The sequence below is a fragment of the Exiguobacterium sp. s48 genome (assembly GCF_018617395.1).
In the GTDB taxonomy this organism is placed as follows: domain Bacteria; phylum Bacillota; class Bacilli; order Exiguobacteriales; family Exiguobacteriaceae; genus Exiguobacterium.
Genome location: NZ_JACSKC010000001.1, coordinates 1,842,316 through 1,854,987, shown reverse-complemented (window position 1 = coordinate 1,854,987; position 12,672 = coordinate 1,842,316). Strand labels below are relative to the sequence as shown.

The 12,672-nt window shown below is 48.2% G+C and carries 14 protein-coding genes; 10 read left to right on the top strand and 4 right to left on the bottom strand.

Annotation, left to right across the window (positions count from 1 at the left end):
* The first annotated feature begins 5 nt into the window (after positions 1–5).
* A complete protein-coding gene (locus KNO66_RS09360; protein ID WP_214742164.1) occupies positions 6–659 on the top strand; it encodes a hypothetical protein in 654 nt (217 codons plus the stop codon).
* Positions 660–709: 50 nt separating this feature from the next.
* Here KNO66_RS09360 and KNO66_RS09355 read toward each other — a convergent pair whose 3' ends face one another.
* Positions 710–898, bottom strand: a complete 189-nt coding sequence (locus tag KNO66_RS09355; protein WP_012727443.1) for a 2-hydroxymuconate tautomerase — start codon at positions 896–898, stop codon at positions 710–712.
* Positions 899–1,046: 148 nt separating this feature from the next.
* Between KNO66_RS09355 and ypfJ the strand changes: the two genes are divergently transcribed.
* From ypfJ to KNO66_RS09310, 9 genes are all read left to right on the top strand, one after another.
* Positions 1,047–1,901, top strand: coding sequence for a KPN_02809 family neutral zinc metallopeptidase (gene ypfJ / locus KNO66_RS09350; RefSeq protein ID WP_214742163.1), 855 nt, complete (start codon positions 1,047–1,049; stop codon positions 1,899–1,901).
* Positions 1,902–1,996: 95 nt separating this feature from the next.
* Positions 1,997–2,845 carry a MurR/RpiR family transcriptional regulator gene (locus KNO66_RS09345; RefSeq protein WP_214742162.1) on the top strand — a complete coding sequence of 283 codons (849 nt, stop codon included), beginning with the start codon at positions 1,997–1,999 and terminating at the stop codon, positions 2,843–2,845.
* Positions 2,842–3,309 carry a GNAT family N-acetyltransferase gene (locus KNO66_RS09340; RefSeq protein ID WP_214742161.1) on the top strand — a complete coding sequence of 156 codons (468 nt, stop codon included), beginning with the start codon at positions 2,842–2,844 and terminating at the stop codon, positions 3,307–3,309. The genes KNO66_RS09345 and KNO66_RS09340 overlap by 4 nt, the downstream gene beginning before the upstream one ends.
* Before the next feature lie 100 nt (positions 3,310–3,409).
* Positions 3,410–4,303: an N-acetylmuramic acid 6-phosphate etherase gene (gene murQ, locus KNO66_RS09335; RefSeq protein ID WP_214742160.1), complete on the top strand. Its 894-nt coding sequence runs from the start codon at positions 3,410–3,412 to the stop codon at positions 4,301–4,303.
* Positions 4,304–4,316: 13 nt separating this feature from the next.
* On the top strand, positions 4,317–5,690 hold the full coding sequence (locus KNO66_RS09330; protein WP_214742159.1) for a PTS transporter subunit EIIC: 1,374 nt from the start codon (positions 4,317–4,319) through the stop codon (positions 5,688–5,690).
* Between the two features lie 60 nt (positions 5,691–5,750).
* Positions 5,751–6,800: a DUF871 domain-containing protein gene (locus tag KNO66_RS09325; protein WP_214742158.1), complete on the top strand. Its 1,050-nt coding sequence runs from the start codon at positions 5,751–5,753 to the stop codon at positions 6,798–6,800.
* Positions 6,801–6,855: 55 nt separating this feature from the next.
* Positions 6,856–7,359: a YwhD family protein gene (locus tag KNO66_RS09320; RefSeq protein WP_214742157.1), complete on the top strand. Its 504-nt coding sequence runs from the start codon at positions 6,856–6,858 to the stop codon at positions 7,357–7,359.
* Positions 7,360–7,515: 156 nt separating this feature from the next.
* On the top strand, positions 7,516–8,793 hold the full coding sequence (locus KNO66_RS09315; RefSeq protein ID WP_214742156.1) for a dicarboxylate/amino acid:cation symporter: 1,278 nt from the start codon (positions 7,516–7,518) through the stop codon (positions 8,791–8,793).
* Positions 8,794–8,856: 63 nt separating this feature from the next.
* On the top strand, positions 8,857–9,390 hold the full coding sequence (locus KNO66_RS09310) for a TVP38/TMEM64 family protein (RefSeq protein ID WP_251128078.1): 534 nt from the start codon (positions 8,857–8,859) through the stop codon (positions 9,388–9,390).
* Here KNO66_RS09310 and cls read toward each other — a convergent pair.
* The 3 genes from cls to KNO66_RS09295 form a co-directional block, all read right to left on the bottom strand.
* The gene (gene cls / locus KNO66_RS09305) at positions 9,366–10,895 is read right to left on the bottom strand and encodes a cardiolipin synthase (protein WP_353048566.1); all 1,530 of its coding nucleotides are present in this window, start codon (positions 10,893–10,895) and stop codon (positions 9,366–9,368) included. The two genes, KNO66_RS09310 and cls, sit on opposite strands and share 25 nt — an antisense overlap.
* 45 nt (positions 10,896–10,940) lie before the next feature.
* The gene (locus KNO66_RS09300; protein ID WP_214742154.1) at positions 10,941–11,291 is read right to left on the bottom strand and encodes a hypothetical protein; all 351 of its coding nucleotides are present in this window, start codon (positions 11,289–11,291) and stop codon (positions 10,941–10,943) included.
* 65 nt (positions 11,292–11,356) lie between these two features.
* Complete coding sequence (locus tag KNO66_RS09295; protein WP_214742153.1) at positions 11,357–12,541, bottom strand: chloride channel protein; 1,185 nt, start codon at positions 12,539–12,541, stop codon at positions 11,357–11,359.
* Positions 12,542–12,672: the final 131 nt, after the last annotated feature.

The window sequence follows — 12,672 nt, the reverse complement described above, 5'->3', positions numbered from 1 at the left end:
TAAAAATGGCAACATGGGTGACGCATTTTCGAATAGCGGAGAGGATTCTTGAGACGGATTCCTCGTTTGACCGTCTATCTTTTTTAGTTGGGAATATCGGTCCGGATTGTGGACTGGTCGGAGCGGACGGACGTCCTGAACCACCGAAAACCATCACGCATTTCAAAACGGAGAACGGGATCTCGTCCGACTTGTTCAAAAAGACATACTTGACCGACCCTGAGCGATATACGAGCGCCGAATGGTCTTATTTAGTCGGTTACTACTTTCATCTGGTCACAGACGAATATTGGGTGCGGTTAACACGTGCGAAAAAGGAAGAACCGATTGTAAAGGCAATCGCCGGGACACCAGACTATACCCGTTTAGTCAAAACGGACTGGTATGGGATTGATTTTGAGTACTTGGCAAAACATCCGAATCATATCTTTTGGACGGACTTCCGTCACATCACGTCGTTCGCAGACGTCTTACCGTTTTTTCCTCAAGGACAGACGAAAAAACAAATTCAGAACATCACATCCTTTTACGAGACACATCCGTTCGACCCGCAACATACATATATGTATATGTCTCCTGAAGAGGTTGATGATTTCATTGAAGAGGTTCTTTGTGGGCTACAAGCGAAGATTCAAGAAGTTCAACGGATACATTGTTGATACGGTGCTTAGACGAAAAACGGACTCCATATTAGGAGTCCGTTTGTCACTTATTTCTTATCCGCATGCATCACACCGGCTTGACCGTAATGTGTCGCATCCATCTCTTCGATGAAGACGGTGATGTTCTCTTTTGGCGCGTTCGTCGTTTCGGAGACGGCGTCCGTTACTTTTTCAATCAACGCACGTTTTTGCTCTACAGTACGACCTGGGAGCATTTTTACCGTTACATAAGGCATGGGTTGTTCCTCCTTTTATGAAGTCTCTTTCATTGTAGTGAATCCACATCCTCTAGAAAAGAAAATTCTCATCTATGGAGAAACATGAGCTCACTTTTACTGGATTTGGGGTAATAAACAAGACAGAGCGAATGTAGGAGGAATCGGGATGAAGTGGAAAGGGAGACAACAGAGCCGGAACGTTGAGGATCGACGCGGGCGTAGCATCGGAGGAAAGGGCATTGCCGGAGTCGGTGGTGGCCTCGGATTGATTCTCGTCATCGTCTTTACATTGTTGAACGGGGGCAGTACAACGGACATCGTCAATAATATCGGACTCGGGGAACCTCAATCAGAAGGAGCATATACAGGAACGGCAAGGGAAGAGGAGATGGCAGACTTTGTAGCGGTCGTCTTAAAAGATACGGAAGAAGTATGGACCGACATCTTCGCTGAAAACGGGATGACGTATGAAGAGCCGACGCTCGTCCTATTCTCCGGACAAGTTGAATCCGCTTGTGGCATTGCTGGGTCTGCCGTTGGTCCGTTCTATTGTCCTGGCGACCAAAATCTATATATCGATTTGAGCTTTTACGATGAACTGAGCCAACGTTTCAATGCACCAGGTGATTTTGCGATGGCCTATGTTGTCGCCCACGAAGTCGGACACCATGTCCAAACGCTTCTCGGGACGACTGAAGAGATTATGCCGCTTCGTAACGAGATGAGTGAGACCGAGTTCAATCGTTATCTCGTCCGATTCGAGTTACAGGCAGACTATTACGCGGGCGTTTGGGCCCATCATGCACAAGGACTCGGCTATCTTGAGGCTGGGGATGTCGAAGAAGCGATGAACGCCGCCCATCAAATTGGGGATGATACGTTACAGCGTCAGTCACGTGGATATGTGACACCGGATTCGTTTACACACGGGACGTCGGAACAACGTATGCGATGGTTTGAAAAAGGGTTCGAGAACGGTGCCATTCAAGGCGGGGACACGTTCAATTCGAACAATTTATAGGTCGGGCGTACGCTCGACCTTTTTTAGGTGATTGGAATATGAGGAAAGAATCCGCTATCATAAAGGGACAATAGTAGCAGGAAGGGGATGACCCGATGGAATCCTTACTTACGAAAATTGATTTAGCGAAAGAGGATATGACAGCGGTCGAAAAGAAGATCGCAGATTATATTTTGTCCCACTCAACGCTCATTCCAAACATGACAACAAAAGAACTTGCCCAAAAGACGGATGTGTCCGAGGCGAGTATCGTTCGTTTCGCTCGAGTCGTCGGGATTGATAGTTTTAAAGCATTTAAACTAGCCCTTGTGAAAGACTTGGCCGTCACGGAGACGACATTGACGGACTTCAACGTCCTCCAGCAAAAAGATACACCGTATGACTCGTTCCAAAAAGTCATTCATGTGAACAAGGTAGCCATCGAAGCATGTGCCGAAGCGATGGATAAACGAGAGCTCGAACATGCGGTAGATTTGTTCGCGCGTGCGAATCGTGTCGTCTTCTATGGGGTCGGTGGTTCATCAACGGCAGCCATCGATGCACACTATAAATTCACAAAACTTGGCTATGCGGCCACGACCTCTCCGGATTTTCATTATATGCTGTCGCTGATTCCGCATTTAGGAAAGTCTGATGTATTCGTCGCAATCAGCACGTCAGGACGAACAAAAGATGTACTCGAACTCGTTCGATTTGCGAAAAAGAAACGAGTGCCTGTCATCGCCATCACCAATTTAGATAAATCACCACTCTATCGGGAAGCGGACGTACGACTCTGCACACCGAACGTTGAGAGTGACTTCCGAATCGCAAGTATCGCCTCACGGATGACGCAATTGACGATTGTCGATACGTTATACATGGGTCTCTTGCACCGAAAGGGAGAAGGGTTGATTGATCGATACGCTGAAGCCCGGGATGAGATGGTGAAATTGCGCCGATGATTCGACTATACACTGCCGAGGATCGACTGGCGTTAGAAGATTTTTTAATGTGTCAACATACCTTCGCTCGGTTGAATAAACAATCTGTCGAGATGTTTCGTGACGAGAACGTGGCGGATTTTGAAGAAGAAGGTACCGTTAGCCTGATTTTTCGCGACAAAGAGCGGATCGTGGCAATTGCCGACCTCTTGAAAAAACACCCGGTCGATGGTTCGCTTTGGCTTGGTTTGTTCGTCGTTGAAGAATCTCTTCACGGGACGGGCTTGGCGCAAACGTTGTATGATCAATTGGAAGATCAATATATGCGTCCATATCAAACGGAATTTCGGTTAGGGGTGCTTCCTCATAATGAGAGGGCACAGCGATTTTGGAAACGGAACGGGTACGTATATGAAAAGGATTCGGTCACGAATAAAGGGACTCGCGTGCACGTCTTGAAGAAACGACTCATTCGCCCAGAGTGAGTTTTTCTTTTGTGGTAATTGAAACTAAATTTCATAAATATTAAATAATAAATTGACTTTAAGTTTCAATGTAGTACGATGAAATCATAGAGAAGAAAGGATGGTGGCGATGCTAGATAAATTGGCTACAGAAAGACGGAATGAACGAACGATGCACCTAGACGAGATGTCGATTGAGGAACGATTGACGATTATGAATGCAGAGGATCAAACAGTCCCTCAAGTGATTCAAGAGCAGCTCCCGGTCATCACACAAGTCGTAGAGCGGGTCATCGCATCCTTTCGTAAAGGCGGTCGCTTGATTTATATTGGGGCAGGTACAAGCGGACGTTTAGGGATTTTAGACGCTGCAGAGTGTGTGCCGACGTTTGGCGTGTCACCCGATCAAGTCATCGGATTGATTGCAGGTGGCGAACGTGCGCTCATTCAGGCCGTCGAGGGAGCGGAAGACAGTAAGGAATTGGCGGTCACAGATTTGAAAGCGCTTCATTTAACGGCTGAGGATACGGTCGTGGGGATTGCGGCGAGCGGTCGGACACCATACGTGGTCGGAGGTCTAGATTACGCCCGAGAAATCGGTGCCACTACTGCTTCGATATCATGTAATCGTGATGCAATCATCAGCCGACATGCGGATTATCCCATTGAAGTGGAGACAGGACCGGAAGTATTGACCGGTTCAACGAGATTGAAGGCGGGAACAGCACAAAAATTGGTCCTCAACATGATTTCGACGACGTCGATGATTGGAGTAGGCAAAGTGTATCAAAACTTGATGGTCGATGTGCAACCGACGAATGAAAAGTTAGAAGTGCGTGCCAAACGGATGATTGCAGAAGCGACAGGGGTCGACATGGAAACGGCCGCGCGTTATTTTGTGTCATCTAAAGGGCACGTCAAAACGGCAATCGTCATGATTTTAGCGGACGTCTCTTATGAGGAGGCTGTCAAACGATTAGAGCGCGCGAACGGATTCGTCCGCGAGGCGCTATAAGGGGGAAATCGAGATGAAAAAAGAAGAGGTTTTAGCACGGGATATCCTCGCACATGTCGGGGGGAAAGAAAATATCCGTCAACTCGCGCACTGTATGACGCGTGTCCGATTGACATTGAAAGATGGGACGAAGGCAGATATTGACGCATTGAAGAAGATTGATGGGGTCATGGGTGTCATCGATGATGAGACGCTACAAATCGTCGTCGGTCCAGGTACCGTGAATCGGGTCGCGGATTATATGAGTCATGAGACGGGACTTGCCATCGGGGAAGAGTCAGTGGATGCGAATTTGACGTTAGAGGAACGTGCGGCGGTTGAACGCCAAAAGGTGAAAGAAAAGCAAAAGTCACCGTTCAAACGATTCCTTCGTCGCCTTGGGAACATCTTCATCCCGCTCATTCCTGGACTTGTCGCCTCGGGGATCATTAACGGGGCTGCGAACTTTGCCGTCAATGCCGGCGTCGACCGGACGGAGACGTGGATGCAGATTCTACTCGTGCTCGGAAGCACGGTATTCGCGTATTTGGCCATCCTTGTCGGGTGGAATACGGCAAAAGAGTTTGGGGGGACCCCGGTACTCGGGGCGATTGCAGGGGGAATTCTGTTCAACCCGCTCCTCGCGGACATCGTCATTTATGGGGAACCGCTCGTCGTCGGGCGTGGTGGATTATTCGGGGTTATTTTTGCCGGTTGGCTCATGACGTATATCGAGAAACACATTCGTCGCTTCATGCCGGTATCCATTGATATTATTTTCACACCACTCTTTACTGTTCTCATCGTTGGATTTACAGCACTCTATGCAATCATGCCGGTCGCTGGCGTATTGTCAGACGGTATCATGCGAGGAATCAATGCGACGCTCGAATTTGGGGGACCCGTCGCAGGGGCACTCTTGGCCGGATTCTTCTTACCGCTCGTCATGGTCGGATTGCATCACGGGTTGACGCCAATCCATTTGGAACTGTTGAACACGGTCGGGACGACGGCCCTTCTCCCAATCTTGGCGATGGCCGGTGCGGGTCAAGTCGGTGCGGCGCTTGCGATTTTTGTGAAGACACGCAACCCACGCCTTCGTAATATTATCAAAGGGGCCATCCCCGTAGGTTTCCTCGGAATCGGTGAGCCGCTCCTGTACGGGGTCACGCTTCCCCTCGGACGTCCGTTCTTGACAGCGTGTCTCGGGGCCGCTGTCGGTGGGGCTTTCCAAGCGACAATGAAAACAGCGGCGCTCGGAATCGGTGTATCCGGTCTATCGCTCACACCGCTCATTGATAATGGCATGTATTTGACGTACATCGCCGGACTATTGATTTCGTATACGGCAGGTTTCTTGTTCACTTATTTCTTCGGTTTCAAAGAAGAGATGGCGGATGGGATTTAACAAGAAAAGATGGCTCGAATCGAGTCATCTTTTTCTCTACTTTCGGAAAGGGGGATTCACATGAGAGGAATTTCAATATACTTAGGCGATGAACTGACACCCGATTCAATTGCTTGGATGGAACGTATGCGAGAGAGTGGTTTCACGAGCATCTTTACGTCGCTTCATATTCCGGAAGACGATCCGACAATCTACACGGAACGACTCCAGCAGTTAGGTGCGTTAGCGAAACGTCTTGAAATGGAGCTCGTGGCGGATATCGCCCCATCGTCTCTACGGGCGCTCGGTAAGACCTGGGACGATGCCCATACGCTGTTGGAGTGGGGCGTCACCGGGTTACGTGTCGACTATGGCGTCACACCGAAACAAGTGGCAGACTTGTCACGACGTATGATGATCGCCCTCAATGCGAGTACGCTCACAGAAACAGAACTTGAAGAGATGTTACGACAAGGGCTTCGACGTGACCACGCCGAAGCGTGGCATAACTTTTATCCCCGTCCCGAAACTGGACTCGACCGTTTCTGGTTTGACGAGAGAAACGCCTGGTTACATGCGCGAGGGGTTAAAGTTCAAGCGTTCATCCCGGGAAATGAACAGTTACGTGGACCTTTACATGAGACGTTGCCTACACTTGAAGAACATCGTTGGAAATCTCCATTTTCTTGTTATCTTGATTTGCATAAAACGGTCGATCGCGTCTTGATTGGTGACCCGCGTGTGACAGATCAGACGATGCGACAGTTTCAGGCGTACGACGAGGGCGTCATCGTTCTTCGAGCGACCACACGAAATCATGATGATTCGCTTATAACCAGTCATACGAACCGGATGGATCCGGCGCGGGATGTCATCCGTTCTGTCGAATCGAGAGCGTATGGACGACCTGGGAACCATTTGATTCAACCGCGAGATATAAAAGAACGAGTGCTCGGCAGTATCACGATCGACAATGAACGTTACGGTCGTTATGCAGGAGAAATGCAAATAACGAAGCGAGATTTGCCGGCAGATGAGCGCGTCAATGTCATCGGACGAGTCATCGAAGAAGATCGTTCATTGATTGAACAGATTGGTCCAGGTGGACGCTTTCAAATCGACTGGGTGTGACTCAGGATTGCCACCATCCTATATCATTGTGTACAGTAGAGGGGGAGGGTGGAACATGAAAGACATTAATTTTAATATCATTTCAGACGATGCGACGGACGGTCACGGTGGTTTTGGTGTCGGTTCGCTTAGCTTAAATAACATGTCTCCGGTGATCATCGATGTTGATGCAGGTACTGCGACAATCGACATGGGGGCGATGCATGCCAAATCGGCCATCGAGAAACGCATTAAGTTTTTGACGGACCCGGAAGCGGTACCGAATGGAAAACCATACTGGATCGTGTGGGTGACGGTAGGTCGAAAACCGGAAGGCTTCTACTACGGCGGGGTCGCGGCATGTGACATGCTAGTGGATGTCGAAGCGAGACGAGGTTATAAACTATTGCCGTATCACGTCAATCAAATGGACAAATCGCTAAAGGGTCGGGTTTTAATCGACATGATGGACGCCCCGTCCCGGAACGTCTTGGCGAGTTTCTTACAGGAACACCGTCCTGAGATTTGGGAGAACTCGATTGAATTGCATGCAGAGATCGAGCGCTTAAGCGCCGAGTAAAAAGATTGGACGATGTTTCGTCTCCAATCTTTTTTGTTTCAACTTTTTGGGAATTCCAATAAAAAATGTAACTGAAGAGATATTCATTTGTAATTGTATGAAAATTCAGTATTATGATATACTGACTACATTGTGAAAAATAGAAAGGGTGATACGATGAGCGAAACGAAAAAAATCTTAATCGGTCTCGCGCTAGGTGTTGTAGTTGGTCTCGGATTGGCGGGCTTGCCGGATAATATTTATGAGATTGTGAATCCATATATTCTATCTCCGGTCGGAACAATCTTTTTGAACCTGATTAAAATGTTAGTCGTCCCGATTGTCTTCTTCTCGATTATTTTAGGCGTCATGGGTCTCGGGGACCCGAAAGAGCTAGGTCGGGTCGGAACGAAGTCGATTTTATTCTTCTTAGTGACGACGGCGCTTGCCATTATGTTGGCAATGGGTGTCGCATCGGTCCTACAACCAGGGGAACGTGGGGACTTTGCGACAACAGGACTTGAATTTGAATCAACAGCGACTGAGGATTCTTCAAATATCGTACAGACATTTGTCAATATGATTCCAACGAATCCGATTACAGCACTCGCTGAGGGGAACATGCTACAAATTATCGTCTTCGCAGCATTGATTGGGTTTGCGTTAATCGCCCTAGGGGATAAGGCGAAAACGTGGCGTCAATTTGTGAAGCAGGGCGATCGCATCATGATGTACCTCATTCATATCGTCATGAAGCTCGCGCCGTATGGGGCGTTTGCATTGATTGCTTCCGCAATCGGAGGAATTGGTCTCGATGCGGTTGTCGCCATGGCGTGGTATATGGCTGCCGTCGTCTTGACGCTATTCTTACACGCAACGATTGTATATGGGGCAGCGGTATACTTCATCGGGAAAATGAGCCCGGTCTTCTTCTTTAAAAACTTCTATGAGGCCATGACGTTTGCATTCTCGACCTCATCGTCAAACGCGACGCTTCCAGTATCGATGGAAGTCGCACAGAAGAAACTTGGCGTGCCGCGCTCGATTTCATCGTTCGTGCAACCACTCGGTGCGACCGTCAACATGGACGGAACGGCGATCATGCAAGGTGTTGCGACAATCTTCATCGCGCAGGTGTTCGCATCTGACTTGACGATTACGCAATTATTGACGGTCGTCATCACAGCCGTTCTCGCTTCCATCGGGACAGCGGGTGTACCAGGAGTCGGACTCGTCATGCTTGCCCTCGTCTTACAGTCGGTCAACTTGCCGGTAGAGGGAATTGCCCTCATCATCGGGGTCGACCGTATTCTCGATATGCTTCGCACATCGGTCAACATCACGGGGGATGCGGCGTGTGCGGTTGTCGTTTCGAAATTGGAAGAAAAGCATCTACCACCTGTCGACGAAGACTCGTGGGATGAAGCAGGCGCAACGTCTTCTTCATCACTATGATATAGTAAAGGACCATGACGATCTGTCATGGTCCTTATTTTGTGCATAGAAAGAGTGATTGTTATGGAATGGGAACTGCTCCCGCTCCCTATATTTTTAATCGTCAGTGTGTTATTGAATAGTGTGATTGCGGTCGCCGGCGTCTTACCGAGTGCGTTTTTGACAGCAGTCAACGTCGGTGTCCTCGGTCTCGTTCCAGGTATCCTCATCTCGATAGTCGGAGAGGCAATCGGTGCTATTGTGAGCTTTATTCTTTATCGTAAAGCATTGTACCGTTATACGTCCCCGGATGGTGGACGTTTTCAACGTCTTCGAGCGTCGAGAGGGACAGAGGCATGGTTTCTCGTTCTCGGCATGCGTCTCATGCCGTTTGTGCCGTCTGGCCTTGTCACGTTATCGGCAGCATTCAGTCGCATGACGCTTGGATCGTTCGCGATCGCCAGTACGCTTGGGAAAATCCCGGCGCTCATGATGGAAGGACTTGCGGTAACGGCGGCGATGCGGTTGACGATCGGCTGGCAACTGCTGTTAGTAGGTCTTGTCGTCATAGTATATCTCGTTTGGCGAACGCGTCAAAGAAGCGGCGAAAAGATATGACAAAACGCTTCGATGAATCGTTTTCCGGTCGTTTTTTTCCGTAACATCGCCCAGTCGATTAAAATCGACTCTTCGAAATCTTTTAAAAATGATTCATGCAGTCGCTTGATGGATGTCGTATCAAATTGTGCCACCATCATCTCATGATTGAGAAACATGCTTCGGAAATCAAAGTTAGCGGATCCGACCATAGCGATTTTGCCATCAATCAGTAAGGTTTTGGCATGTATGAAATGTCGATTATATTTATAAATCTTCACATTCCGTTTCAACAGCTCCTCAAAATAATATTCGGAGGCATGATAGCTGAACCATTCATCACCTTTTCCTGGAACGACGAGCCGGACATCGACGCCGCTTCGTCCTGCGACTTCGAGAATAGCCAATAGTTCAGGTGGCGGAATGAGGTATGGCGTTGTGAGCCAAATGGATTCTTTTGCCTCCATCAATAAGCGCATGAATCCGTCACGAATGGTCACATCTCTTCCGGGAGACGTGACGAGGAGTTGGATCGCACCGTTTTGTCCTTTCGGTTCATTCACGAAGTAGCGGGAAAGGTGTTCACCTTCTGCAAATAAGTCCCATGTTTCATCGGTCGTCCCTTGACCAGCATATAACCAGTTCTCGACAAAAAGTTGTTGAAGCTCTCGGACGAGAGGACCTTCGAGCCGGAGATGGGTGTCGCGCCAGAACCCTAACTTCTCATTTTTACCTAAATATTCGTCACCTACGTTCAAGCCACCAGTTAACGCAACTCGTCCGTCTACGACGATTAACTTTTGATGGTTGCGGAAGTTGGCGTTAAAGACGAGGTATGGATGTAAGACTGGATCGAACGCCTGGACGTGAACACGTGAATCACGTAACGGTTGAATGAAGTCTTCACCGATTTCTTGGCTACCGAGTCCATCGTATAAAAAACGAACCGTCACGTTCTCATTCGATTTTTGAATGAGAGCATCTCTAACCTTCAAGGAGATTTCGTCTGTTCGGAATAGATAGTATTGAATATGGATATGGTCAGTCGCCCCGTTAATGGCCTCTAATAGGGCATCAAATTTTTCTTCCCCATTGAGGAGGAGCGTTGTCGAGGTATGTCCATCGGCACCAGATGCGCCTAATTTTTCGAGTGTGCGCGTCAATGGATAGGAACTCACGATGTCAGGCGAGGTTTCGATTTTCTCGCTTTCGATTGCTTGCCGGAGCATACGGATTTCAGATGACGTGCGTTTAAAGCGTCGATGGCGACGTGGTGTACGTCCGAACATGACCCATGCGATCACTCCGATGAACGGAAGGAGAAATACGGCCAATAACCAGGCGAGTTTTCCTTGAGGAAGGACCTGATCGAACAAAATTTGCCATCCTACGATGAATGGGGCTAAAAGTGCAATCGTAATGAGGACAGGTATGAGAATATCTAACCAAAATAAGAGGCCGACTAAAGCGATAACACTGACGACCATGGTCATTAATTGAATGACACGACGTTTCAAACGAAACACCACCTTTCCGATACGATGAAAACGAGGGGATTTCCCCCTCGTTTTTTAGTACACGCTATTTAAAACAGCGTTGATTTCGTCCGCATAACGGGCGAAAAAGTATACATTCACTGCGAGAGAGAACAAGACGAGGAAAAGGGCAAACTGTGCTTTTGTCCGATTTCGAGTCCAATAGTAGAAGACGGACAATAAGACAGCCAGTCCGACGAATAGAGCGATGACTTCAACGATTCCCCAAACGATATCTTTGGATAAAAACATGTCGACAATCGTCATGATGACAAAGATGAAGACGACAATCCCCATAATCACGACTAAAATAGCTAAAATAATACTAATCCAATCCGAGCTGACTGCATCAATGAGGTTCTCAATGGCCATTTCGTATTCGCTCACAACCGTTCCTCCTTTCGAGAAAGTGCATAACTATTCATCTTTTACCCTTTTTTTCATTCTGAAACTCAAGGTTTTACTGGAGAATGAATGAACGAGGGGAGTGGAATTTTGGAAACGACTGCCACGACGGCAAACACATAAAGCCAGCTGTTCGGTGGAAAGAATAGTACGAGTAAGACGATGATGGCCAATGGTTGTCGCATTGCTGTCGCCAGTAAAGCACTTGTCGTCAGGACGACGGTGAACGTCATATCATGTCCGAATAACAAACTAAAAAAATAACCGAGCGTGAAAGAAGAGAAGAGAAGGGGATAAATGTGTCCACCACGCCAGCCCGTCGCTAAACAAAATGCCGTAAACAGTAATTTCAGTACGCTGAACAGGAGGAGAATGTAGAGTGGGACGAGTCGCCACTCTTCTACATATTCGAGAATGGTCTCTTCACCGGAGAACAGTAAATCCGGATAAAGGAGTGCCATACTACCAATTCCGACGCCTCCGAGCACGGTAAGAAAGAGAATTGGAACGTTTGAAAACAGTCGCATGAGCGCATGCTCACTCAACAAATAGAGCCAACCGAGCAGAATGCCGGATAGAACGATGAGGAGTATGGTCCAACTGATTTGAACGTTCTCGATTGCCGGGAATTTAATGATGAATGGCGGACGTTCATCAAGTTGATTGAGCAGATAAAACGTTCCGAGTCCGGCGAGTGTCGCAAGAAGGTTTAACATCGGTTGTTTTTTCTGTTCCGTCTCTTCGGCAGCAATCGCACCAAACAGTGGTGCGTTGAAGACGATCCCGAGAACGACGGCATGCCCCACTTCCTGTAATTCTCCTAACTCTTGCCGCACGTGGCGAATGCGCTCGGAGAACCATGTCGTGAGTCCGCCGACAATTCCGACGAGCGCGGCCTCAGGACCGAGACTAGCGCCTCCAATCAAGACGAGTAAGGCAGTCAACGTGGTGAACCCGATCACGCGATAGTCGATGCGACCGGTATCTTTTCGTTCTGCCATCACTTCGGGCATGAGGCGAGGCATCCGACCGTAGCGATGTTGCAATAGACCAATTCCTACTCCGGCGAGAACCGGGACGAGAAACAGATAAAAAGGAAAGTCGAATTGCTCGGGCACCGTATGCCAGACGAAGTGTATTCCTTTGTATACGACAGACAGGAAGAGCCAGCTCACTAGACCGATGATGATTCCAAGTACGACTGCATATCCGCTGACAATCCATGATTTCATCTTTTCACCCACCTTTTCCGCGCACATCCATCTTCTATAATAGGCTATCTCCTGAACACCTCTGACCGAAACCTAAAAATCGATGAAACAACATGAGAATGCTGGAGAAAGTATTTTTACTTAAAAAAAGC

Excerpts from the sequence above, each read along its gene's own strand:
- KNO66_RS09360 (WP_214742164.1), top strand. The coding sequence starts at position 6 with ATGGCAACATGGGTGACGCATTTTCGAATAGCGGAGAGGATTCTTGAG.
- KNO66_RS09355 (WP_012727443.1), bottom strand. The coding sequence starts at position 898 with ATGCCTTATGTAACGGTAAAAATGCTCCCAGGTCGTACTGTAGAGCAA.
- ypfJ (WP_214742163.1), top strand. The coding sequence starts at position 1,047 with ATGAAGTGGAAAGGGAGACAACAGAGCCGGAACGTTGAGGATCGACGC.
- KNO66_RS09345 (WP_214742162.1), top strand. The coding sequence starts at position 1,997 with ATGGAATCCTTACTTACGAAAATTGATTTAGCGAAAGAGGATATGACA.
- KNO66_RS09340 (WP_214742161.1), top strand. The coding sequence starts at position 2,842 with ATGATTCGACTATACACTGCCGAGGATCGACTGGCGTTAGAAGATTTT.
- murQ (WP_214742160.1), top strand. The coding sequence starts at position 3,410 with ATGGTGGCGATGCTAGATAAATTGGCTACAGAAAGACGGAATGAACGA.
- KNO66_RS09330 (WP_214742159.1), top strand. The coding sequence starts at position 4,317 with ATGAAAAAAGAAGAGGTTTTAGCACGGGATATCCTCGCACATGTCGGG.
- KNO66_RS09325 (WP_214742158.1), top strand. The coding sequence starts at position 5,751 with ATGAGAGGAATTTCAATATACTTAGGCGATGAACTGACACCCGATTCA.
- KNO66_RS09320 (WP_214742157.1), top strand. The coding sequence starts at position 6,856 with ATGAAAGACATTAATTTTAATATCATTTCAGACGATGCGACGGACGGT.
- KNO66_RS09315 (WP_214742156.1), top strand. The coding sequence starts at position 7,516 with ATGAGCGAAACGAAAAAAATCTTAATCGGTCTCGCGCTAGGTGTTGTA.
- KNO66_RS09310 (WP_251128078.1), top strand. The coding sequence starts at position 8,857 with ATGGAATGGGAACTGCTCCCGCTCCCTATATTTTTAATCGTCAGTGTG.
- KNO66_RS09295 (WP_214742153.1), bottom strand. The coding sequence starts at position 12,541 with ATGAAATCATGGATTGTCAGCGGATATGCAGTCGTACTTGGAATCATC.